This is a genomic window from Methylobacterium gregans (assembly GCF_022179245.1).
Lineage (GTDB): Bacteria > Pseudomonadota > Alphaproteobacteria > Rhizobiales > Beijerinckiaceae > Methylobacterium > Methylobacterium gregans.
The window spans coordinates 18808-41629 of record NZ_BPQM01000093.1 but is presented as its reverse complement, the minus strand read 5'-3'; the positions used below and the strand labels follow the sequence as shown (position 1 = coordinate 41629).

Sequence of the window (22822 nt, the reverse complement as noted above, 5' to 3'; positions counted from 1 at the left end):
GTCGTTTGCGGAGCAGATCGCGGGGGCTGGCGACCGCTCGCCCGGCCGCCCCGATGGTAAAGACCTCTTAAACCCGCCGCATTTACGGTGCCGTAGCAGGGTCACGGGCCGGCGCCGGACGCGAGCCGGCACAGCCGCAGGACCAGACACGGGCATGGCGAACGGACGCGGACGGGACCGGGGCGAGCCGAACTTCGACGTGCCGGAAGGCCGCGTCGCGGCGCCCGGCACCCTCGACCTGCGCCTGTCCCGCCAGGATCGGGCGGGAGGCGGCGTGGCGGCATCGGGGCGAGACGGCGGGGCCAAGCGCGGCTCGGGCAACGGCGGCGCGCCCAAGCGCGGTCCGGCCGGCAGCCCGGTCCGGAAGCCGAAGAAGCGGCGCGGCTCGCTCCTCGGCCGGCTGGTCTACGGCTGCGTCGTCCTCGGCCTCTGGGCGGTGATCGGGATCGCCGGCCTCGTCGCCTACCACGCCTCGCAGCTGCCGCCGATCGACCAGCTCGCCGTGCCGAAGCGGCCGCCCAACATCGCGATCCTGGCGAGCGACGGCTCGCTCATGGCCAATCGCGGCGAGACCGGCGGGCGCGTGGTCTCGATCAAGGAGCTGCCGACCTACCTGCCGCGCGCCTTCGTGGCGATCGAGGACCGGCGCTTCTACTCCCATTTCGGCGTCGACCCGGTCGGCATCGCTCGCGCCGTGGCGCAGAACCTGACCCGGCGCGGGGTCGCGCAGGGCGGCTCGACGTTGACGCAGCAGCTCGCCAAGAACCTGTTCCTAACCCCGGAGCGGTCCGCATCGCGAAAAATCCAGGAAGCGATCCTGGCGCTGTGGCTGGAGCACACGTACTCGAAGGACGAGATCCTCGAACTCTACCTGAACCGGGTCTATTTCGGCGCCGGCGCCTACGGCGTCGAGGCGGCGGCGCAGCGCTATTTCGGCAAGCCCGCCAAGAGCGTGAGCCTCGCCGAGGCGGCGATGCTCGGCGGCCTCGTCCAGGCCCCGTCCCGGCTCGCCCCGAACCGCAATCTGCCCGCGGCCCAGGCGCGCGCCGCCCAGGTGCTCGCGGCCATGCAGGAACTCGGCTTCGTGCCGGCCCAGGACGTCAAGGTGGCGCTGGCCCAGCCGGCCAAGCCCGCGGGCAGCCGGGGCGGCGGCTCGGCCAACTACGTCGCCGACCTCGTGATGGACGTGCTCGACGATTTCGTCGGCAAGTTCGAGAGCGACATCGTGGTGCAGACGACCGTCGATACCAGCCTGCAGGCCACCGCCGAGCGGGCGCTCACGGACGAGCTCAACAAGCAGGGCACCCGCTACAACGTCCACCAGGGCGCGCTGGTCTCGATGAAGCCGGACGGCGCGATCCGCGCCCTGATCGGCGGGCGCGACTACGCCCAGAGCCAGTTCAACCGGGCCACCACCGCGAAGCGCCAGCCCGGCTCCTCGTTCAAGCCCTTCGTCTACCTCGCAGCGGTGGAGCGGGGCGCGACGCCCGACAGTGTGCGCGAGGACGCCCCGATCAAGATCGGAAACTGGCAGCCCGAGAACTACTCGCATCGCTACGAGGGGCCGGTGACGCTCCGGAGCGCCCTGGCGCAATCGCTCAACACGGTCGCGGTGCGCCTCGGCCAGGAGGTCGGTCCGAAGGCGGTGGTGCAGACGGCCCAGCGCCTCGGCATCTCGTCGCCGCTCCAGGCGAACGGCTCGATCGCGCTCGGCACCTCCGAGGTGACGCCGCTCGAGATGGTGGGCGCCTACGGGGCCTTCGCCAACGGCGGCACGGGCGTGATTCCCTACGTCATCGCCACAGTGAAGAGCGCGGACGGCAAGGTGCTGTATCGGCGGGGCGAGGGCGGCCTCGGACGGGTCATCGACCCGAACGCGGTGGGCATGATGAACGCGATGATGCACGAAACCTTCGTCTCGGGCACGGCGCGCAAGGGGGACATCGCGGGCTGGGACCTCGCCGGAAAGACCGGCACCAGCCAGGATTTTCGCGACGCGTGGTTCATCGGCTACTCGGGCACGCTCGTCACAGGTGTGTGGCTCGGCAACGACGACGGCGAGCCGACCAAGAAGGCGTCGGGCGGCAACCTGCCGGTCGAGATCTGGAAGACCTACATGAGCGTGGCGCTCAAAGGTCAGACACCGGTGCCGCTGCCCGGCATGAACCGCTGGCGCAAAGCCCCCGAAGCGGCGACCACGGCCTCCGTGGCGACGGCGGGCGGGCCGGAGGAGATCCTCGGCCAGATCTTCGGCACCAACCCGCAGCCGGCGCAGCCGCAACCCCGCCGCCGGCAGGCCCAGCCCCAGGACGACCGCAACTTCTTCGAGAAGCTGTTCGGCGTCGGGGAATAGGTTCGCCGCGCCGAGGGCGCATGGCGTGCCGAGGGCGCGCGACCGGGCGTCTTCCGCGCTCTCCGCGCAGCGATCACGCCGGCCGCGGCAGCCTCCATCCGGCGTCTTGCCCCGGCCGCGGATGGCGGGGAACGCGCCGGCCAGCGGAAACGTCCATGACGAGCCGCGCCGCGCATCGCCGTGTCCGCACCGCCTCGATCCAGCGCTTTCCTCATGCCCGCACACGCCTGCGGTGAGGCCTGCCCGGCGCCGAGTCCCACGCGTTTTCGTAGCAGGTTCATGACGTCCGCCAGCGGCTAACGCGAGCCGCATATCGGCGATCAGCGTGTCCGGAGCGGCCGCCCCCTCGGTACAGGCCCGCGCAGAAGGTGCTCCTGCTCTCACCCAGACCGGGGAGCGCGACGGACGACGCACGGACCGTGCTTATTTGGCTAGACTCTGTTTTTATTCTTATTGCTGCCGTCTATCCGGAATTCAGTTTTCATGAAACTCTGGCGATGGAACAATTTCGATTTTACCGTTTGTTAACCCGCAACGACAGATCTTCTGATGGTCAATCAGCTCTTCCGATCCGTTCGCTGCAGCGGGATTGATGTCATACGCGGCGGTCCTTCCATGCGCTTGTCCCTCAAAACCACCCTCTTCGCCCTGTTCGCGGGCAGCGCCCTGATCGCGGCCGGTCAAGGAACCGTGTCGCTCCTCAAGCTGTCGGCGATCCGACAGGACGTGAAGGAGATCGCCGGAAACTGGCTGCCCTCCATCGCCGCTCTGAACGAGATCAACATCGCGGCGAACAAAGTCCGGCTGCGGCAGTACCGCCTCGTCACGACCTGGGCGGATCAGAGCAGCATCGCGGCCAACCGGAAGCTCTACGAGACGGCGCAGGACACGATGGCGGACGCCCGCAGGGGCTACCGGGCTCTGATCTCCTCGGAGAAGGAGCGCGCCCTGTACGACAGGTTCGCCGCACTGTGGGGGCGCTACGAGGACGCGAGCCGGAGCATGCTGGGCCGGCTTGAAGCCGGTCACCGCGAGGAGGCGACGGCGGAATTCATCGGTCCCAGCATTCTCAAGCTCTACAACGAGGCCACGGCGACCCTTGAGGAGAGCCTCCTGCTCAACCGCGACGGCGCGCAGGCGGATGCCGATGCGGCGGCCGCGAGCGCGGAGGCCGCCTCGCTCGCGGCCATCATCGCGATGATCCTGGCGACCCTCTCGGCGATCGGCGCGGCCGTGCTCGGCTTCCTCCGCATCTCCCGCCCCATCGTCCGCATCACGGGCACCATGGGCAGCCTCGCGGCCGGCGACGTCAGCGGCGCCGTCCCCTACGACGGGCGGCAGGACGAGATCGGCGCGATGGCGGCGGCCGTGCAGGTCTTCAAGGACAACCTGATCCGCACCCGCCAGCTCGAGGCGGAGACGGCGCTCGCCCGCGCCTCCGCCGAGGAGCAGCGCAAGGCCGGCATGCGCCAGATGGCCGACGGGTTCGAGGCGGCGGTGAGCGGGATCATCGGCTCCGTGACCTCGGCCGCGACGGAATTGCAGGCGACCGCGCAGAGCATGTCCGGCACGGCCACCGAAACCGCCGAGCAGACGGTGACCGTCGCGGGCGCGGCCGAGGAAGCGGCCGCCAACGTCCACACCGTCGCGGCCGCGGCGGAGGAGCTGGGCGTATCGGTTCAGGAGATCGGCCGACAGGTCTCGGGCTCCTCGACCCTGGCGCAGCAGGCGGCGAGCGCCGCGGACCAGACCACGCGTCTCGTCAACGAGCTCAGCCAGTCGGCGGACCAGATCGGCACGATGATCGGTCTGATCTCGAATATCGCGAATCAGACCAACCTGCTGGCCCTCAATGCCACGATCGAGGCGGCGCGCGCCGGAGAGGCCGGACGCGGCTTCGCGGTGGTCGCCGCAGAGGTGAAGGAGCTCGCCAACCAGACCGGGCGCGCGACCGAGGAGATCGGGCAGCGCATCGGGCAGATCCAGGGCGTGACCGAACAGGCCGTCGGCGCGATCGAGGGCATCGCCGACCGCATCCGCGAGATCAACGCGGTCGCGGGTAGCATCGCGGCGGCGGTGGAGCAGCAAGGGGCCGCCACGCAGGAGATCGTGCGCAACGTCGCCCAGGCCTCGACCGGGACGAGCGAGGTGACCAGCAACATCGTCAGCGTCGCGCGCGCCTCGGAGGAGACGGGCGCGGCCGCGACGCAGGTCCTCGGCGCCGCCTCCGAGCTGTCGCGGCAATCCGCGCACCTCTCGACCGAGGTGGCGCGCTTCCTCTCGACGATCCGCGCCGCGTGAACCGCGGCGGGGCGGATCGCACAGAGCCGTGCCCGGACGCCTGAGCGTCCGGGCAGCACACGTCTCGCCGTCGCGCCCGCCCCTTCAACCGGCCAGAAGGGGCGCGAGGAAGTCCTCCAGGGCGGCCAGCACGAGGTCGGGGCGCTCCTCCTGCAGGGTGTGGCCGCAATCAAGGGCGTGGCCGCGCACGTCGTCGGCCTTCTCGCGCCACGTCGCCAGCACGTCGTAGGTCCGGCCAACCGTCCCCTTCGCGCCCCAGAGCGCCAGCAGCGGCACCGCGATGCGCCGGTCGGCGTCGGCGGCGTCGTGCTCCAGATCGATCGTCGCCGCCGCCCGGTAATCCTCGCAGATCGCGTGGCGGGTCGCCGGATCGCGGTAGACCCTGAGATACTCGGCGAAGAGTTCCGGAGACGGGCTGCCGGGCGTCTTCGACTGCCCGTCCACATGGGTGCGCAGGAAGAATTCCGGGTCGGCGCCGATCAGGCGCTCCGGCAGCGGCGCGGGCTGGATCAGGAAGAACCACCAGAAATAGGCGGTCGCGAAAGCCTTGTCGGTGCGCGCGTACATGGTCGCGGTCGGCGCGATGTCGAAGAGGGCGAGCCGCGCCACCACGTCGGGATGGTCGCGCGCCAAGCGGTGCGCGACGCGCCCGCCCCGGTCGTGGCCCACCACCGCGAACCGCGTGTGCCCGAGCGCGCGCATCACGGCGACCGCGTCCGCCGCCATCGCGCGCTTGGCGTAGTTGGCGTGGCCGGGGCCGCCCTCCGGCTTCTCGGAATCGCCGTAGCCCCGCAGGTCCATCGCCACCACGCTGAAGCGCCGGGCGAGGTGAGGGGCCACCGCGTGCCACGTGCTGTGGGTCTGCGGGTGGCCGTGGAGCAGCAGGAGGGGCGGGCCCGAGCCGCCGGTCGCGGCGCGGATTCGGACGCCGCCCGCATCGATGTCCTGCAGCGTGAAGCCGGCCAGGAAGGGATCCGCCTTCGTCATGATCCACCCATCGTCGCGGGAGCCGGGACGGGCGTAGCGGAGCGCCGCGGAGATCGGAAGGGCGCGGAGCGCCCGCGGACCGATGATCCCGTGCGGATGTGCCCGTGCGGATGTGAGGCCGCACGGATCGCCGGGCTCAGGCCGCCGCGCTGAGGCGCAGGAGCGGCGGGATCAGCGCGGCGGCCGAGTCCTCGACCGCGAGCCCCTGCGTGCGGATCACGAGGTCCGGCGCCTCGGGCGCCTCGTAGGGGGCCGAGATGCCGGTGAAGTCCGGGATCTTGCCGGCCCGCGCCCGGTCGTAGAGCCCCTTCGGGTCGCGCGCCTCGCAGACCGCGAGCGGCGTGTCGATGAAGACCTCGAGGAACGGGACGTCGCCCGCGATGCGGCGGGCCATGGCGCGCTCCTCGCGGAAGGGCGAGATCAGCGAGACCACGACCACGAGCCCGGCCTCGGCCATCAGCCGGGCGGTCTCGGCGGCGCGGCGGATGTTCTCGGCGCGGTCGGCGGCACTGAAGCCGAGATCGCGGTTGAGTCCGTGGCGCAGGTTGTCCCCGTCGAGCACCATCGTGTGGCGGCCCGCCTCCGTCAGCGCGCGGTCGGCGGCGTTGGCGATGCTCGACTTGCCGGCCCCCGACAGGCCCGTGAACCACGCGATGGCCGGCCGCTGGCCCAGCGCCCGCCAGCGCTCCTCGCGGGGCTGCAGGGTGTGCCAGGTCAGGTTGTCGGAGCGGGTGGGACGCTCGGCGAACTGGGGCTGGGACAAGGGTGCGATCTCTGGGTCGGTCTCTCCGGCGTCGGCGCGGACGCTGGATCTTCGGGTGTATGCGACGCGTGGAATGGATTGCCTTTTAGGCAACCCGCCCGGCGAACGAAACCAGTGTTTTCCGCAGGGCCCTCACGCGAAGCCGATCTGCCGGGCGCGGCCGGCACCGAGCGCGCAGAGGGCGGCACCCGCGGCCAGAGCACAGAAGAGCAGCGAGGAGGCGGCCCAGCCGCCGAAGGCCTCGTGGGCGAGGCCGAAACCGAGGGGCCCCAGCGAGGCGCTGGTGTAGCCGACGCCCTGCGCCATGGCCGAGAGCGCGGCTGCGCCCTGCGTGTCGCGCGCGCGCAGCACGATGATGGTGAGCCCCAGCCCGAAGCAGCCGCCGATCCCGAAGCCGAGGGCGAGCGTTGCCGGGACCAGCAGCGCGACGGGCCCGTGCACGACCGCGAGGTAGCAGGCGACGGTGAGCCCCACGATGCCGAGCGCCGCCCCGCGCTGGTCCTTGAGCTTCGCGGCGAGGGTGGGCAGCAGCAGGGCGGCCGGCGCCTGACCGACGCTCATCAGAGCCGCGACGAACCCGGCATCGACGGTGCTGAGGCCCCGGTCGTGCAGCACCAGCGGGACCCAGCCGAACAGGATGTAGGCGAGGGAGGATTGCAGGCCCATGAAGCCTGTGACCTGCCAAGCGAGCGACTCGCGCCAGATCGCCCGGCCGGGCGCCGCGGCAGGAACGGGCGTGGCCGGCCGGGCCAGCGGCGCCCAGGCGAGCGCGGCGAGCAGGGCCGGTGCCGCCCAGGCGGCGAGCGCCAGCGACCAGTCCCCGCCGAACAGGCCCTGAAGCGGCACGGTGAGGCCGGCGCCCGCGGCGGCGCCGAGGCAGAGCGTCATCGTGTAGAGGCCGGTCATCAGACCGGCGCGTCCCGGAAACTCGCGCTTGACGAGGCCCGGGATCAGCACGCCCGCGAGCCCGATGCCCAACGCTGCGATGCAGGCCCCGGCAAACAGCGGCCCCAGGCCGCCGAGCGCCCGCAGCGCCAGCCCCGCCGCGACGATCGCGGCGGCCAGCAGGATACCGCGATCCGGCCCCAGGCGCCGCCCGATCGCGGGAGCGAGCACACAGGCGAGACCGAGGAACAGCACCGGCAGGGTGGTGAGCACGGAGGCGCCCGCGGCGCCGAGGCCCGTCTCCCCGCGGATCGCGGCGAGCAGCGGCCCGACCGTGGTCAGTGCCGGGCGCAGATTGAACGCAACCAGCATCAGGCCGCACCCGAGAACCAGCGGGTGCGGCGCCCTCACTGCAGCATTCATGCGCGCATCCCGGTGCGCATGCCTGCGCGCATTCGGGCCCGCAAGGCGCCCAGGAGGCAGGCGGCGAGCATCAGCCCGAAGGGCAGGTCGCCGAGCCGGCCGTAGAGGGTGCCGCCGACGAGGCGCGCGGGAAGATCGGCGTCGAGGACCCGCTCCTTGTCGAGGGGCAGGCTCGCGGTGACGCGCCCGTGCGGGTCGATCACCGCCGAGATGCCCGTATTGGCATCGCGCACCAGGGGCAGGCCCTCCTCGACGGCGCGCAGGCGCGCCTGGGCGAGGTGCTGGCGGGGGCCCGGCGTGTCGCCGAACCAGGCGTCGTTTGTGACGTTCAGGATCAGGCCCGGGCCCGCGCCGGCCGCCTGCGCGGCGTCGGGGGGCAGCACCGCGCCGGGGAAGATCGCCTCGTAGCAGATCGTGGGGGCGACGGGCGGCAGGCCCGGCACGGTGAGGATGCGCTGGGCCGCCCGCTCGCCCGCCGTGAACCCGCCGGGGATCGCCACGAACTGGCGCAGGCCGACCGCCCGCAGGAGCCAGTCGAGGGGCGCCGGCAGATACTCGCCGAAGGGCACGAGGTGGACCTTGTCGTAGCTGTCCGTGATCCGTCCGCCCGGCTCGATCGCCAGGATGGCGTTGTAGTAGCGCAGGCGCTCGCCCGGCAGCGGCTCGTCGGCCCGGGCCGCGCCGGTGAGCAGGATCTGGCCGGGTTCCAGCCCGGCGCCGACCTTGGCGAGCGCGTCCGGGTCGCGCTGGATCAGGAACGGGAAGGCCGATTCCGGCCAGACGATGTGCGTCGGACGCGGCTCGCCGGGCTCGGGCGGACGCTGGGTCAGCTCGACGTAGCGCTCGACGATGTCGTCGCGGTTCTCGGGCCGGAACTTGGCGTCCTGGGGCAGGTTCGGCTGCACGAGGCGCAGGCGCACGTTCGCCACCACCGGATCGGGCGCCGGATCGACCCGCCACGCCCCGTAGAGGGCGAGCGCCGCCAGAACGATGGCGGCGGCAAGGCTCGGCCCGAAGCGGCTGCGCGGGTTCGAGCCGGTGGCAAGCGTCGCCGGCGCGGCGCAGACCAGCACGGCGAGGACGGTGAGCCCGTAGAGCCCGACGACGCTCGCCGCCTGCATCAGCCGGAGGTCCTGGCCGAGAGCCATGCCGAGCGTGTTCCAGGGAAAGCCCGTCAGGATATGCCCGCGCAGCCACTCGGCCGCGCCGATCCCGAAGGCGAGAGCCGCGATCCGGCCGGGGCCGCGGACCCAGAGCGCGCCGGCCGCAGCGAAGCCCGCGCCGTAGAACAGGCCGAGCCCGAAGGGCAGGCCGACGACGCCGAGCGGCATCGCCCAGGCGAACTCCTCGGCCTCGACCAGGAAGGCCGCGCCGAGCCACCAGAGCCCGGCAGTGAGATAGCCGAAGCCCCAGGCCCAGCCGACGAGGCCGCAGGGCAGGAGGCGCCGGAGCGCCGGTCGGTTCGCGGCGGCGGCGTCCGTGAGCCAGACGGCAAGGCTCAGCGAGAGGGCGAGGGCGGGCAGGATGCCGAAGGGCGGCATGGCGAGCGCGGCGAGCGCACCCGCGAGCCAGGCGAGGCCGAGCCGGCGCCATCCGGTGAGGCGCAGGATCGGGCGCAGGAGCCCCGCTCTCCCGCGCGGCCCGTCAGCGGGATGTGCGGCGGTGCGGCTGTGGAGAGGAAGCGTCAGTGCCATCGGTCCGGGACCCGTAGACGGATCCCTTGGCCGGGAAAAGGCGCCGAAAGCGTGACGCCGCCTCGATTACGCCCGCGGCGGCTCCGCGACCGCGGCGGGCGGGGGGAGTGCCAGCGGCACCACCGCCTCGATCCGGGCAGGGCCGCGCTTGAAGCGCAGGCGCTTGAGGCGGCGCGGGTCGGCGTCGAGCACCTCGAATTCCAGCTCGCCCGGCCCGCTGATGGTCTCGCCGCGGGCGGGCACGCGGCCGGCCAGCGTCACCACCATGCCGCCGAGGGTGTCGATCTCCTCGGCCATCTCGCCGACGGCCGCCACCAGATCGACGCCGGTCGCCTCCGAGACCTCGGCGAGCGGGGCGCGGGCGTCCGCCACGAAGATCTCGGCCTCGCCGTCGAGGCGCTGCACGAGTTGGCCCTCGGCCACGTCGTGCTCGTCCTCGATGTCGCCGACCACCATCTCGATCAGGTCCTCGATCGAGATCAGCCCGTCGGTGCCGCCGTACTCGTCGATGACGAGCGCCATGTGGGTGCGCTGGGCCTGCATGCGGACCAGGAGGTCGATGGCCGGCATCGAGGGCGGCACGAACAGGACCGGGCGCTGGATCCCGGTGGAGGCCAGCGTCGCCGAGAGGTCCACGTTGCCGAGGTTGAGCATGCGCAGCGCGCGGGCGGCCCCGCGCCGGGTGCGGGCATCCGGGCTCTCCGGATCGGCCGTGCCCGCGAGCGCCGCCGCCTGCGCGCCCGGCACGGGCGAGCCCCGCCGGGCCTCCGCCTCGGCCCGAGCCGCGATATGGTCGACGAAATCGCGGATGTGGACCATGCCCCGAGGGTCGTCCAGCGTCTCGCCGTAGACCGGCAGACGGGAATGGCCGGCGGTGCGGAACAGGCGCAGCAGGTCGCCGAGGCTCGTCTCGATCGAGACCGCGACGATGTCGGCCCGGGGGATCATCACGTCGTCGACCCGCACCTTGTGCAGGCCGAGCACGTTCTTGAGCATCGCGCGCTCGTAGGGTGAGAACCCGTTCTCGGCCGAATCGGGCTCACTGAGCGCGTCCTCGATGTCGTCGCGGAGGCTGTCGCGCGGCTTCAGGTGAAGCGCCTGGAGAAGGCGGTCGTACCAGGGCTCGCGCGCCTGGCCCTGGTCGCCTTCGAGGGTGCTGGGCGCGGCCTGGGCCGCGCCGCGACTTCGATCGTTGGTCATGTCGTCCGGGTCTGGGGTGAGGTCGCCGAGCGCTCAAGGAGGCGCGTCGGGGGGCTCATCGGAGCGTTCTTCGGCGTAGGGGTTCGGGATCCCGAGCCCGGCCAAAGCCGCGATCTCGAGCGCTTCCATGGCGTCGGCCTCGGCCTCGCCGGTCTCGTGGTCCTGTCCGAGCAGGTGCAGGGTGCCATGAACGAGGAGATGCGCGAGGTGGTCGCGGAACGGCTTCGACTGCTCCGCACTCTCGCGCAGCACCGTGTCATACGCAAGAACCACGTCGCCGAGGGGCGTCGCGACGCCCGCATGGCGCGGCTGGGGGGCCGCCGGAAAGGAGAGCACGTTCGTGGGCTTGTCCTTTCCGCGCCACGTGCGGTTGAGCTCCTGCACGGCGGCATCGTCGGCGAGCAGCACGCTCACCTCCAGGGCGCCCGCGAGCCGCTCGGGAGCGGCGGCTATCCCCGCCTCGACGGCGCGAATCACCAGGGCATCGAGGTCGTGCAGAGCCTCCGCCCAGCGCGCGTCCTCGACCGCCACATCAATCTCGGTCCCGCTCTCAATCTCCGTCTGCGGCATGGTCAGGCGAGGGGGCGGCGGCGCGGGTTCGGATTGCGGTCGGCCTCCGATTCGCCGTGCGCGGAGCGCTCGTAGGCGGTGACGATGCGGCGGACGAGGTCGTGGCGCACCACGTCCACGTCCTTGAAGGTGATCCGCCCGATCCCCTCGACGCCGTCGAGAACCGAGACCGCCTCCACGAGGCCGGACTTCTGGCCCGGCGGCAGGTCGATCTGGCTCGGGTCGCCCGTCACGATCATGCGCGAGCCCTCGCCGAGCCGGGTGAGGAACATCTTCATCTGCATCGAGGTGGTGTTCTGCGCCTCGTCGAGCAGCACCACGGCGTTGGTGAGGGTCCGCCCGCGCATGAAGGCCAGCGGCGCGATCTCGATGATGCCGGTCTGCAGACCGCGGTCGACGTGGCGCGCCTCCATGAAGTCGTAGAGGGCGTCGTAGATCGGGCGCAGATACGGATCGACCTTCTCGCGCATGTCGCCCGGCAGGAAGCCCAGGCGCTCGCCCGCCTCGACGGCCGGACGCGACAGGATCAGCCGCTCGGCATGGCCCTGCTCCAGGAGCGAGACCGCGTGCCCGACCGCGAGCCAGGTCTTGCCGGTACCGGCCGGCCCCTCGGCGAAGACCAGCTCGTTGGTGCGCAGCGCCCGGATATAGGCGTCCTGCGCGGCGTTGCGGGCACGGACCGCGCCGCGGCGGCGCGTGGCGATCTGCTCGAAATGCTGGCCGTTGCCGCCGGAACCGTTGCCGTTCCCGGTATCGGCCGGGATCTCGGCGGTCGGGAACAGGCTGCCCTGCACGGTCGCTTCCTGAATCGCTCCGTCGACGTCGCCGAGGGTCAGCGGGCCGCCCGCGCGGGCGCGGTCGTAGAGCTTCTCGAAGACGCGGCGGGCGAGCTCGGCGGCGTCCGGCGGGCCCTTCACCACGAGGTGGTTGCCGAGCGCGGTCGCGGTCACCTCCAGGCGGCGCTCGATATGGGCGACGTTCTGGTCGTACTGGCCGAAGACGAGGCTCGCGAGGCGGTTGTCGTCGAAGGTCAGCGAGATCTCGGCGGTCTCGTAGGGGCCGCGGGGGCCGGCGCTCCGGGGGCGCGGCGCGCCCCGCCCGGCCGAACCGTCAGATGGCGTCAAAGGCAGGTCCTCTGGTGACGGGACGTAGATAAGTCCTCCCGCGCGCGACGGGAGGGGCGCGGTGTCGCCTCACGCGGCCGCGGCCCGCTGCACCAGCTCGCCGTAGAGGCTGTTCGCCCCCGCCTCGCGGATGCGGACCGCGACGACGCTGCCGATGGTCGAGGCCGGCGCCTCGAAATGGACGGCCAGCATGTGCGGCGTCTTGCCGGCGACCTGGCCCGGATGGCGGCCGGCCTTCTCGACCAGAACGTCCACCACCTGCCCCTCGGCGGCGCGCTGGTAGGCGTGGCGCTGCCGGTCGAGCAGCGCCTGGAGCGCGGCGAGGCGCTCGGACTTGACGGCCTCCGGCACGGCGTCGGCCCGCTCGGCCGCGGGGGTGCCGGGGCGCGGGCTGTACTTGAACGAGAATGCGCTCTCGAAGCCGACGTCTTCCACGAGCCGCATCGTGTCGGCGAAATCCGCGTCGGTCTCGCCGGGGAAACCCACGATGAAGTCGGACGACAGGGCGATGTCCGGCCGGCTCGCCCGCACGCGCTCGATCAGGCGGCGGTACTGATCGCCCGTGTGCTTGCGGTTCATCGCCTTGAGGATGCGGTCCGAGCCCGACTGCACCGGCAGGTGCAGGTAGGGCATCAGGGCCGGGATCTCGGCATGCGCCCGGACAAGATCGTCCGCCATGTCGTTCGGGTGGCTCGTGGTGTAGCGGATGCGCGCCACGCCCGGGATGGCGGCCACCGCCCGCATCAGGTCGGGCAGGGTGGCGGCCGCGCCGTCGGCGCCGAGGCCGTGATAGGCGTTCACGTTCTGGCCGATCAGGGTGATCTCGCGCACGCCCTCGGCCACGAGCGTCTCGGTCTCGCCGACGACCGCCGCGACGGAGCGCGAGACCTCGGCGCCGCGGGTGTAGGGCACCACGCAGAAGGCGCAGAACTTGTCGCAGCCCTCCTGCACGGTGAGGAAGGCGGTGACGCCGCGGTTGCGCCGCGCCGGCAGGTGGTCGAACTTGTCCTCGACCGGGAACTCGGTGTCGACGATGCGGCGCTCGCGCGAGCGGGCGATGAGGTCGGGCAGGCGGTGATAGCTCTGGGGGCCCACCACCACGTCGACGGCCGGCTGGCGGCTGACGATCTCGGCGCCCTCGGCTTGCGCCACGCAGCCCGCCACCACGATGCGGGTGTCGAGGCCGGCGCGCTTCCGCTCGCCCTTCAGCTCGCGCAGGCGCCCGAGCTCAGAATAGACCTTCTCGGCGGCCTTCTCGCGGATGTGGCAGGTGTTGAGGACGACGACGTCGGCATCCTCCACGGTGTCGGTCGGCGCGTAGCCCTCGGCGCCCAGCACGTCCGCCATGCGGGCGGCGTCGTAGGCGTTCATCTGGCAGCCGTAGGATTTGACGAAGGCTTTCTTCAACGCGTCCGGTCCCGCTTGTCCGTCGACCGGCCGCGAAACTGTCCGTGCGGCCGGGAGGCGGGCTCTAGCACAGATTTCACCGCGCGTCGCGGCGGCTCAGACCGGCGCCAGATCGCCGGTCGGCACGGGTTCGTCGGAGGGGCGCGCCCCGACCGCGGCGCCGGCCTGAGGCGTCCCGGCCCGCAGTTCCCGCAGGGCGCCCCGCACGGCCGCCTCGGCCTGGGCGGTCGCGCGCTTGCGGTCGGTGCCGGCCTCGAAGGCGATGGGCGCGCCCCATACCACGTGCACGTCGATGGGGCCCTCGCGCAGGAAGGTCGCAAGGTGGGGCGCCAGCTCCATGTCGCCGTACCACGCCACGTCCGGCCGCTCGCCGCGCGTCACCGGCAGGCCGTTGCGGCGCGGATAGGCGAGCGCCAGCGGCTGCAGGCGCAGATGTGGCAGCCGGCCCTCCTCGGCCTCGATGGCCGTGCGGGCGGCGCCGACCAGCGAGGAGCGGAACGGCAGCAGCCGGGTGCCGTCGCCGGTCGTGCCCTCGGCGAAGAGCACGATCAGTTCGCCCGCCGCGAGGCGCTGCCCCAGCGCCCGATTGACCTCGGCGGTCGCCCCGCGGCGCGCCCGGTCAATGAAGAGGGTCTGCTGCAGCACCGCGAACCAGCCGATCACCGGCCAGCCGGCGATCTCGGATTTCGCCACGAAGGAAAGCGGGCGCAGGCTGCCCAACGCCACGATGTCGAGCCAGGAGACGTGGTTGGCCAGCACCAGGGCCGGCTCGCCGGGCCGGGGCGGGGTGCCGCTCTGCGTCACCCGCACGCCGAAGAGCCGGAGGAACAGACGGTGGAACAGCACCGGCGCCCGGCCGGAGGGGCGCCCGAGGCGCAGGCTCAGCCAGTGCGGACCGACGAGAAGGCAGAAGGCCAGGGCCATCACCAGCAGGCGGGCGGCGATGCCGAGCCGCGTCACCGCGGGAGCCTCGTCCGGACGATCACGCGAGGTCCGCCCGCATCGTGAGCGCGGTGGCGCGGCTTCCGTCCGCCTTCAGGTAGTAGCCGGTGCGCTGCCCGACCCGGACGAAGCCGTGCCGGGCGTAGAGCTTCAGCGCGGGCGCGTTGCCCTCGTCGACCTCCAGATGCACCGCGGCGACGCGGGCGCGGGCGAGCGACGCGAGGTGCTCGCGCAGAAGGTGGTGGCTCAGGCCCCCGCCGCGGGCGGAGGGTGCCAGCACGACGGTGAGGATCTCGGCCTCGTCGGCGGCCTGCCGCGAGAGGATGAAGCCCTGGAGCGTGCCGGCGCGCCAGAGAGCGTGGGCGTGGGTCGAGCGCTCGCACAGCATCCGCTCGAACTCGTGCGCGTCCCAGGGCCGGGCGAAGGCGGTGGCGTGAAGCCGGGCCATCGTCCCCGCCTGGGCGGCGTCGGTGAGCGGCGCGACGTAGGGCTGGGGCAGGAGCGCGTCCCACCAGGAGAGCCACCACTCGTAGGGCCAGAACGGGGAGACGGGTCGGCTCATCGGCGGGCGAGCCGGGCATGGTCCTGCGGCTGCGCGTCGGGCCCGCGCAGATACATCGGGCGAGGCAGGGCCTGGGCGGGGTCCGCCACTTGGCCGAGGGAGGCGACCGAGACGATGTCGGGCCCCGCGGTGTCGGCGACCGTCGCGGTCGCGCCGCGGGCCTGGAGCATGGCGGCGAGCGCGGGCGCGCCCGAGCCGACGAGCGTCACCGGCGCGGCGCCCAGCCGCTCGGCGGCGTCCTCGAGGGTGATGTGGGCGGGCGGCACCACGATGCCCTCGCCCGCGCTCAAGGCCAGCAGGTAGACGGCGCCGTGGCGGGCGTCGACCGCGGCGGCGAGCGTGCCCTCGTGGTTGGCGGCGAGCAGCGGCGTCAGCAGGGCGGAGAGCGTGGTGACGCCGACGACCGGCTTGCCCAGCGCCAGCCCGAGGGCGCGGGCGGCCGAGAGCCCGACCCGCAATCCCGTGTAGCTGCCGGGCCCGACCGTCACGGCGATCCGCTCCAAGCTCTCGAAGCCGCCCTCGACGCGGGCCATCACCCGCTCGACCAGGGGCAGCAGGGCCTCGGCATGGCCGCGGGCCAGCGCCATGCTCTCCTGCGCGAGGGGCGACTCGGAGGCGTCGTCGAGGACGCAGGCCGAGCAGAGGTCGAGCGCCGTGTCGATGGCCAGGATACGCAAGCTCACTCCCGTCCGCCGGCGCCCTCCCGCCGGCCCAGTCGATGAAAACGGAAGAACCCTAAGGCAAAACGGCCGCCCCGTCAGGCGGAGCGGCCGTGCTTGCACAGGGTTGGCGCGCGAGTGTTGCGCGCGGGCTTCGCCTGCGGCGACGGCTCAGATCGCCTGGACCTCGCGGATCTGCGGCAGGAAGTGGCGGAACAGGTTCTGCACGCCCTGGCGGAGCGTCGCGGTGGAGGAGGGGCAGCCCGAGCAGGCGCCCTTCATCTCCAGGTAGACCACGCCCTCCTTGTAGCCCCGGAAGGTGATGTCGCCGCCGTCGCCCGCCACAGCCGGGCGCACCCGGGTCTCCAGCAGGTCCTTGATGGTGACGACCGTGTCGTGGTCGGCCGCGTCGTAGAACTCCTCGGAGGTGTCGTCGGCGGCGTCGACCCCGTCCTCCAGCACCGGCGCGCCGGACTGGAAGTGCTCCATGATGGCGCCGAGCACGGCGGGCTTCACCTGCGGCCAGCTGTCGTCGCCCTCGGCCTTGGTGACCGAGATGAAATCGTGCCCGAAATAGACGCCGGCGACTCCCGGCACCCCGAACAGGCGGGAGGCCAGCGGCGAGCGGGCGGCGCCGTCCGCGTCCTTGGCCTCGAAGGTGCCCTCGGGCAGGACCACGCGGCCTGGCAGGAACTTCAGGGTGGCGGGGTTCGGGGTGGCTTCGGTCTGGATGAACATCGCGAAAAGATCCTCGTCCGCTGCGCCGGTTCAAGGCCGGCCGGGAACGGCGCCGCGTGCGCCGCCTCTCATGTGGCCCGGACCCAGGATTTTCTCAACCGCGGCGGCCGCCTCGACAAACCGGCCCCGATCCTGTAACGGCAGCGCCAACTCACAACAGGATCGCCGAAATCCTGGCGTGCCGATCCCATCCGGGGATCCGGGACGCAACGGCTGGAGCATTGCCATGAACATCATCGAGCAGCTGGAGCGCGAGGAAGTCGCGCGCCTCGCCAAGACCATTCCGGACTTCGAGCCGGGCGACACCCTGATCGTGAACGTCCGCGTGAAGGAGGGTGAGCGCACCCGCGTCCAGGCCTACGAGGGCGTCTGCATCGCCCGCTCGGGCGGCGGCCTCAACGAGAGCTTCACGGTCCGCAAGATCTCCTACGGCGAGGGCGTCGAGCGCGTCTTCCCGGTGCACTCCCCGATGATCGACTCGATCAAGGTGGCCCGCCGCGGCAAGGTGCGCCGGGCCAAGCTGTACTACCTGCGCGACCGCCGCGGTAAGTCGGCCCGCATCGTCGAGCGCGTCGAGCGCAACAAGGCCCCGAAGGCGGCCCCCGCCGCTCCGGCCGCCGCCGAGTAATTTTGTTGGGATACGCCGCCCTCTCCGGGCGGCACCCGCGAGGCAAGCCCGCGCCGGTCCGTCCGGGGCGGGTTTTTCTTTGGCCGCGGCGCGTGTACGAGCCCCGCGAAAGCGAATGCCCGGCAGGCACGGACGACGAAGCTGCTTACGCGAGCGATGGGGCGGGCCCAGGAACTTCCCGCCACGATGCAGGACGAGATCGCGCGCCTCGTGCTCGCCTACGCCGGCGCGGATCGGCCGGTCTACACACCATCGCCCGAGGAGGAAGCGGAACTCGACGAAGCGGAGGCCGCCGAGGCGAGCGGCGATTTCGCGACCGACGCGGAGATCCGGGCCATCTGGGCGAAGCACGGCTTGTGAGGCTGCGCTTCTCGCGGCCGGCAGCCCGTCAGCTCGAACGGATCCTCGACCACATCACCCACAGGGCGCGCGCAGCGTGCAGCAGCGCATCCAGGCCGTGATTCAGCTCCTGCCGGACCATCCGCTCGCGGGACAGGCGACCAAGCGAGCTGGCACGCGCCGGATCGTCGTGTCGCCCTATCCCTACGCGATCACCCATCGGGTAGGCGACGGCGAGATCGTCATTCGCGGCGGTCGCCACGCGGCGCGGCGCCCGCTTCCCTGGCCTCTCACCCCCGCCGCAGCGCCTCCAGCACCTTGCCGCCCGGGCGGCCGGTCTGGGGCATGCCGAGCTCGCGCTCGACCGCCTTGATCGCGTCGCGGGTCTTCTGGCCGACCTTGCCGTCCGGCTCGCCGACGTCGTAGCCGCGGCGGGTCAGGCGAACCTGCAGGTCGCGGCGCTCGGCGCGGGACAGCGGCGGGTCGTCGGTCGGCCACTCGGCCTGGACGCCGGGGCGCCCGCGGAGCCGGTCGGAGAGGACCGCGATGGCGAGCCCGTAGGATTCGGCCGCGTTGTAGGAGTAGATCGCGTCGAAGTTCTTCGTCACCAAGAAGGCCGGGCCGTCGATGCCGGCCGGCGCGATGATCCCGGCCGGCCCCTCGCCGGTGAGCGGGCGGCCGTCCACCCGGGTGACGCCGAGCGAGGCCCAGTGGCCGACCGCGTGCTTGTTCTTGCGGCCGGCCGCCGCGACGTTGAAGCCGCGCGGCAGGCGCACCTCGTAGCCCCAGGGCGTGCCGTTGTGCCACTTGGCGGCGCGCAGGAAGTTCGCCGTGGAGCCCACCGCGTCGGCCACCGAATCGACCACGTCGCGGCGCCCGTCGCCGTCGAGGTCGACCGCGAGGCGCTGGTAGGTGGTGGGCATGAACTGGGTCTGCCCGAAGGCGCCGGCCCAGGAGCCGGTCAGGCGCTCGGGCGCGATGTCGCCGTGGGCGATGATCTTGAGGGTGGCGAGCAATTCGCCGCGGAAGAAGTCCCGGCGCCGGTTGCCCGAGCAGGCGAGGGTGGCGAGCGACTGCACCAGCGGCATCTTGCCGAGGTTCTTGCCGAAATTCGATTCGACGCCCCAGACGGCCGCGATGGTGTGCCGGTCGACGCCGTAGCGCGCCTCCGCCTGGGCGAGCGCCGCCGCGTGCTGGCGCATGGCGGCGCGCCCGTCCTCGACCCGCTCCTCGTCCACGAGGGCGGCCATGTAGTCCCAGATCGGCGTCTTGAACTCGGGCTGGGCCTGGGAGAGCTCGATGACCTTGTCGTCGAAGCTGATGCCCGCGGTCGCCGCCCGGAAGGCCTGGGCCGAGACGCCCTGCTGGGCCGCCTGGGCCTGGATGCCGGCGAGGCAGGCATCGAAGCTCGCGCGGGCGGGCACGGCCGCCAGCATCCCGGCAAGCCCCAGCAAGGGCAGGATCGTGGCGCGCGGCGTCGTCGTCATCAGGCGGCTCCTTGCGGTCTCGGATGCCGCCCATTCAAGGCGGCATCAAGGTAAAGGAACCGTGAGCGACCTGCGCCGGGCCTCCGCTCAGGCCCAGCCGCGCTCCGCGAGCTTGGCCTCGTAGGCGTCGATGGCGGGCGCCCGCTCCAGCGTCAGGCCGATCTCGTCGAGGCCGTTCAGCAGGTTGTGCTTGCGGGCCGGGTCGATGTCGAAGTGGAGCGTGCCGCCGTCGGGGCCCCGGATGGTCTGCGCCTCGAGGTCGACGGTGAGGGTGGCGTTCTGGCCCCGCTCGGCATCCTCGAACAGCTTCTCCAGATCCTCCGGCGCCACCACGATCGCCAGGATGCCGTTCTTGGCGCAGTTGTTGAAGAAGATGTCGGCGAAGCTCGTGGAGATCACGCAGCGGATGCCGAAATCGGCCAGCGCCCAGGGGGCGTGCTCGCGCGAGGAGCCGCAGCCGAAATTGTCGCCCACCACCAGGATCTTGGCGTTGCGGTAGGCCGGCCGGTTGAGGACGAAGTCCGGGTTGTCCGAGCCGTCCTCGTTGTAGCGCATCTCCGAGAACAGGCCCTTGCCGAGGCCGGTCCGCTTGATCGTCTTGAGATACTGCTTCGGGATGATGCGGTCGGTGTCGATGTTGATGATCCGCATGGGCGCCGCGACGCCCTCCAGGGTGGTGAACTTGTCCATGGGTCTTCGCGCCGTCGTTCGGGTTCGCGGGCGGATATAGCAGCGGCGGCCCCGGCCCGGAAGTTTATCCGGCCCAGGCCTTCCCATGCTCCGGGCGCAGGCGGCCGTCGTGGAGCGCGGTCGCCACGAGGGCGCCGGCCGCGCCCGCCTGCGCGAGCGCGGCGAGGTCGTCGGGGCCCCGCACGCCGCCCGCCGCGTGGATGCGGGCCCGGGGCGCCCGGCGGCGCGCCGCCCGGAGGCCGTCGAGATCCGGGCCCGCATCGGCGCCGACGCGGGCCAGCGTCATCACGATCACGTCGCGGGGCCAGAGGTCGGCGTCCGCGTGGAGCACGGCCGGCCCGAGCCGCTCGTCGCCCCGGCTGTCGAGGGAGAGCACCGCCCGGTCGCCCAGCGCCCGCACCAGATCGCCGTCGCGCTGGCTCTCGCTGCCGATCACCGGGCGCCCGAGCCCGGCCTCGGCGAAGGCCTCGGTCGCCGCACGCTCGCAGAAGCCGGCATCGACCCAGAGCGTCGTGCCGGGGCACGCCCGCGCGATCGCCTCCAGGGCGGCGCGGTCGGGCTGGGCGCCGTCGATGATCGCGTCGAGGTCGGCCACGTAGAGCAGAGGAGCGGGGAAGGCCGCCAGGATGCCGGCGGCGACCGCGCCGGGAGCCGAGCCCTTTGCCAAGGGCGTCTCGATCGGGGCATAGGAGTCGCGCTCGCCCCGGCGCGCCCGGACCACCTGCCCGCGGCGCAGGTCGAGCACCGGGATCACCGCGAAACCGTCCACTCGCTCCGCCATCGAGACGCCCCTTGTCCGCAGCACCGACATCCAGTCACAGACGAATCGGGTGGGATCTCGGGGGGGTGCACGTCAAGGCGGCCCTCGTCGAGGGCGGCGTCGTGCGCGACGTGGTGCAGGCGGCCTGCCCGCTCTGGCGCGGGCTGCCGGCCCTCGACAAGACGCTGGCCGAACTGCCCGACTGGGCCCGCGGAGAGGCCCTGCACGCCGTCACCATGACGGGCGAGCTGACCGACTGCTTCGCCGACCGCACGGACGGCGTGGCGCAGCTCGCGGGCTGGGCGGCGGCGAACCTCGCGGGCCGCGTGCGGATCTACGCGGGCCGCGCCGGCCTCATTGCGCCCGAGCGGGCGGAGGGCCGCGCTGCCGACATCGCCTCGGCGAACTGGCACGCCACCGCGGCGCTCGTCGGGCGCCATCTGCGCCACGCGCTCCTCGTCGATATCGGCTCGACCACCGCCGACCTGATTCCGATCGTGGACGGTGCGCCGGAGAGCGCGGGCTACAGCGACGCCGAGCGCCTGGAGACGGGAGAGCTCGTCTACACAGGCGTGGTGCGCACGCCGCTGCTGGCGCTCGCCGACCACGCGCCGTTCCGCGGGCGGCGCACCCGGCTGATGGCCGAGACCTTCGCGCATGCGGGCGACGTCCACCGCATCACCGGCGACCTGGCCGAGGGAGCCGACCAGCAGCATACCGGCGATCTCAAGGGCAAGTCGGTGGCCGAGAGCGAGACGCGGCTCGCCCGGATGATCGGCCGCGACCGCCAGGAGGGGAGCGCCGCCGAATGGGCCGCGCTCGCCCGGCACTTCGCCGAGGCGCAGCTGCGCCAGCTCCACGACGCGGCCGCCACGCTGCTGTCGCGGACCGACCTGCCGGCCGACGCGCCCCTGGTCACCTGCGGGGCCGGCGCCTTCCTGGCCGAACGCCTCGCCGCCCGGCTCGGGCGCCCCGCCATCCCCTTCACCGGGATCCTGGCGGCGCGCATCGCGGGCGAGCCCGCCTGGGCCTCGACCTGCGGCCCCGCGGTGGCCGTGGGCCTCATCGCCGCCGACGACCCTCTTGAAGCCGCATCCGGGAGACCCGCATGAGCGCCGTGAAGATCCTCGCCCGCGTCCTGACGAGCCGGGTCGGGCCGCATATCGAGCTGGCGCTCGCCACGGAGGGCGGGGAGGTGGTGAAGGTGCTCGCCACCCACGAGCAGATCGACATGCTGGTGGACGAGCTGGAGGATATCTTGAACTCCTCCGGCGCGCCCGACCCGGACGAGCCGCCGGAAGCCGCCTGAGCGGGCTGCCCGCCCCGGGACGGGCGGACCCTATCGCAAGAAATCCCCGAAGGCGCGCGGGCCGTCGCCGGTCGGGATCTCGCGCACGACCGTCAGCGTCCGCGCGTCGATGACGCCGAGCGTGTTCGAGCCCCAGTTCGCGACGTAGAGGAAGCGGCCCTCCCGGTCCGCCCCGATGCCCTCCGGATGGTCGCCGACGTCGATCGCCCGGAGCGGCTCGAGCGTCGCGAGGTCGAAGGCCGTGACGCTGTTGGCGTACTGGTCGGTGACGAAGCCGCGCCCGCCGGCCAGCGCCACCACGTAGGGCCGCTCGCCCGTCTTCACCCGGCCGATCTCGCGCCGCGCGGGCACGTCGATGACCGAGACGTCGTCGCCCGTGACGTTGGCGGTGTAGGCGCGCTGACCCTCGGCATCGAGGGTCAGGCCGAACGGGTGGTGGCCCACGGGCACCCGGGCGACCTCCCGGCGCGCCGCGATGTCGACCACCGAGACGCTGTCGGCCTCGCGGTTGGCGACCAGCAGGGTCGTGCCGTCCGGCGTCACGGCGAGGCCGGAGGGCGACTTGCCGACGGCGATCTCCCCGTCCGCGACGAGGCGGCCGCCCTCGGGTCGCAGCACCAGCACGCGGGCGGCGTACCAATCGGCGACGTAGACGGTGCCGGCGCGCGGATCGACGCCGATGCCGAGCGGGCCGCCCGGAAGCTTGAGATCCTGCACGACCGTGTCGGTCTTCAGGTCGATCACCGCGAGCCCCGGCAGGTCGGGGCGGGTGACGTAGGCCACGCTCCGGTCGGGCGAGAGCGCGATGCCGGCGGGCGAGCCGGAGACCGGGATGCGCCGCACCACCTTGGCGGCGTCGAGATCGACCACCTCGACGGCGTTGTCGCCCTGGACGGTCACCAGGGCCTCGGCCGCGCGGGCGGAGGGCGGGAGGGCGGCGAGGAGAAGGAAGGCGGCGAGCCCGCGCGGCAGCGCGAGGAGACCGACCCGAGGCCGGCCTC

Annotated in this window: 24 protein-coding genes; 6 read left to right on the top strand and 18 right to left on the bottom strand. The window is 72.7% G+C overall.

Annotated features, from left to right (window positions below):
• Positions 1–154: 154 nt before the first annotated feature.
• Positions 155–2353, top strand: coding sequence for a transglycosylase domain-containing protein (locus MFF54_RS18410; RefSeq protein WP_238304268.1), 2199 nt, complete (start codon positions 155–157; stop codon positions 2351–2353).
• Positions 2354–2827: 474 nt separating this feature from the next.
• On the opposite strand, the gene MFF54_RS18405 is transcribed toward MFF54_RS18410, so the two are convergent.
• Positions 2828–3037: a hypothetical protein gene (locus tag MFF54_RS18405; RefSeq protein ID WP_238304279.1), complete on the bottom strand. Its 210-nt coding sequence runs from the start codon at positions 3035–3037 to the stop codon at positions 2828–2830.
• On the opposite strand from MFF54_RS18405, the gene MFF54_RS18400 reads away from it, so the two are divergent.
• Positions 2969–4654 (top strand): methyl-accepting chemotaxis protein, encoded by a 1686-nt coding sequence (locus MFF54_RS18400; RefSeq protein ID WP_238304267.1) that lies wholly within the window; start codon positions 2969–2971, stop codon positions 4652–4654. The two genes, MFF54_RS18405 and MFF54_RS18400, sit on opposite strands and share 69 nt — an antisense overlap.
• Positions 4655–4738: 84 nt before the next feature.
• On the opposite strand, the gene MFF54_RS18395 is transcribed toward MFF54_RS18400, so the two are convergent.
• From MFF54_RS18395 to MFF54_RS18340, 12 genes are all read right to left on the bottom strand, one after another.
• Positions 4739–5641 (bottom strand): alpha/beta fold hydrolase, encoded by a 903-nt coding sequence (locus tag MFF54_RS18395; protein ID WP_238304266.1) that lies wholly within the window; start codon positions 5639–5641, stop codon positions 4739–4741.
• 136 nt (positions 5642–5777) lie between these two features.
• On the bottom strand, positions 5778–6404 hold the full coding sequence (gene cysC / locus MFF54_RS18390) for an adenylyl-sulfate kinase (protein WP_238304265.1): 627 nt from the start codon (positions 6402–6404) through the stop codon (positions 5778–5780).
• Between the two features lie 132 nt (positions 6405–6536).
• Entirely contained in the window at positions 6537–7712 is a 1176-nt protein-coding gene (locus MFF54_RS18385; RefSeq protein WP_238304264.1) for an MFS transporter, read from the bottom strand.
• Positions 7709–9406, bottom strand: a complete 1698-nt coding sequence (gene lnt, locus MFF54_RS18380; RefSeq protein WP_238304263.1) for an apolipoprotein N-acyltransferase — start codon at positions 9404–9406, stop codon at positions 7709–7711. Before lnt ends, MFF54_RS18385 begins: the two co-directional genes overlap by 4 nt.
• 66 nt (positions 9407–9472) lie before the next feature.
• Positions 9473–10606, bottom strand: a complete 1134-nt coding sequence (locus MFF54_RS18375; protein ID WP_238304262.1) for a hemolysin family protein — start codon at positions 10604–10606, stop codon at positions 9473–9475.
• Positions 10607–10639: 33 nt separating this feature from the next.
• A complete protein-coding gene (gene ybeY, locus MFF54_RS18370) occupies positions 10640–11176 on the bottom strand; it encodes an rRNA maturation RNase YbeY (protein ID WP_238304261.1) in 537 nt (178 codons plus the stop codon).
• Between the two features lie 2 nt (positions 11177–11178).
• Positions 11179–12300 carry a PhoH family protein gene (locus MFF54_RS18365; protein ID WP_370880223.1) on the bottom strand — a complete coding sequence of 374 codons (1122 nt, stop codon included), beginning with the start codon at positions 12298–12300 and terminating at the stop codon, positions 11179–11181.
• Positions 12301–12369: 69 nt separating this feature from the next.
• The gene (miaB, locus tag MFF54_RS18360) at positions 12370–13707 is read right to left on the bottom strand and encodes a tRNA (N6-isopentenyl adenosine(37)-C2)-methylthiotransferase MiaB (protein WP_238304260.1); all 1338 of its coding nucleotides are present in this window, start codon (positions 13705–13707) and stop codon (positions 12370–12372) included.
• A 96-nt stretch (positions 13708–13803) separates the two neighbouring features.
• The gene (locus MFF54_RS18355; protein ID WP_238304259.1) at positions 13804–14667 is read right to left on the bottom strand and encodes a lysophospholipid acyltransferase family protein; all 864 of its coding nucleotides are present in this window, start codon (positions 14665–14667) and stop codon (positions 13804–13806) included.
• A 22-nt stretch (positions 14668–14689) separates the two neighbouring features.
• On the bottom strand, positions 14690–15211 hold the full coding sequence (locus tag MFF54_RS18350; RefSeq protein WP_238304258.1) for a GNAT family N-acetyltransferase: 522 nt from the start codon (positions 15209–15211) through the stop codon (positions 14690–14692).
• Positions 15208–15888, bottom strand: coding sequence for a tRNA (adenosine(37)-N6)-threonylcarbamoyltransferase complex dimerization subunit type 1 TsaB (gene tsaB / locus MFF54_RS18345; protein ID WP_238304257.1), 681 nt, complete (start codon positions 15886–15888; stop codon positions 15208–15210). The genes MFF54_RS18350 and tsaB overlap by 4 nt, the downstream gene beginning before the upstream one ends.
• A 153-nt stretch (positions 15889–16041) precedes the next feature.
• Positions 16042–16608, bottom strand: a complete 567-nt coding sequence (locus MFF54_RS18340; protein ID WP_238304256.1) for a NifU family protein — start codon at positions 16606–16608, stop codon at positions 16042–16044.
• A 226-nt stretch (positions 16609–16834) separates the two neighbouring features.
• Here MFF54_RS18340 and rplS point away from each other — a divergent pair, with 226 nt between their 5' ends.
• Both rplS and MFF54_RS18330 read left to right on the top strand, forming a co-directional pair.
• Entirely contained in the window at positions 16835–17236 is a 402-nt protein-coding gene (gene rplS, locus MFF54_RS18335) for a 50S ribosomal protein L19 (RefSeq protein ID WP_238304255.1), read from the top strand.
• A 156-nt stretch (positions 17237–17392) separates the two neighbouring features.
• Positions 17393–17596, top strand: a complete 204-nt coding sequence (locus MFF54_RS18330) for a hypothetical protein (protein WP_238304254.1) — start codon at positions 17393–17395, stop codon at positions 17594–17596.
• Positions 17597–17624: 28 nt separating this feature from the next.
• Here the strand turns inward: MFF54_RS18330 and MFF54_RS18325 are convergent, their stop codons facing one another.
• The 4 genes from MFF54_RS18325 to MFF54_RS18310 form a co-directional block, all read right to left on the bottom strand.
• Entirely contained in the window at positions 17625–17837 is a 213-nt protein-coding gene (locus tag MFF54_RS18325; protein ID WP_238304253.1) for a hypothetical protein, read from the bottom strand.
• Positions 17838–17865: 28 nt separating this feature from the next.
• Complete coding sequence (locus tag MFF54_RS18320; RefSeq protein ID WP_238304252.1) at positions 17866–19062, bottom strand: lytic murein transglycosylase; 1197 nt, start codon at positions 19060–19062, stop codon at positions 17866–17868.
• Between the two features lie 87 nt (positions 19063–19149).
• Complete coding sequence (gene leuD, locus MFF54_RS18315) at positions 19150–19752, bottom strand: 3-isopropylmalate dehydratase small subunit (RefSeq protein ID WP_238304251.1); 603 nt, start codon at positions 19750–19752, stop codon at positions 19150–19152.
• Positions 19753–19816: 64 nt separating this feature from the next.
• Positions 19817–20533, bottom strand: a complete 717-nt coding sequence (locus MFF54_RS18310) for a HisA/HisF-related TIM barrel protein (protein ID WP_238304250.1) — start codon at positions 20531–20533, stop codon at positions 19817–19819.
• An 11-nt stretch (positions 20534–20544) separates the two neighbouring features.
• Here MFF54_RS18310 and MFF54_RS18305 point away from each other — a divergent pair, with 11 nt between their 5' ends.
• The gene (locus MFF54_RS18305; RefSeq protein WP_283206294.1) at positions 20545–21624 is read left to right on the top strand and encodes a hydantoinase/oxoprolinase family protein; all 1080 of its coding nucleotides are present in this window, start codon (positions 20545–20547) and stop codon (positions 21622–21624) included.
• Entirely contained in the window at positions 21621–21821 is a 201-nt protein-coding gene (locus MFF54_RS18300) for a hypothetical protein (RefSeq protein ID WP_238304248.1), read from the top strand. The genes MFF54_RS18305 and MFF54_RS18300 overlap by 4 nt, the downstream gene beginning before the upstream one ends.
• Positions 21822–21851: 30 nt before the next feature.
• On the opposite strand, the gene MFF54_RS18295 is transcribed toward MFF54_RS18300, so the two are convergent.
• A complete protein-coding gene (locus tag MFF54_RS18295) occupies positions 21852–22793 on the bottom strand; it encodes a YVTN family beta-propeller repeat protein (RefSeq protein WP_238304277.1) in 942 nt (313 codons plus the stop codon).
• Positions 22794–22822 lie beyond the last annotated feature (29 nt).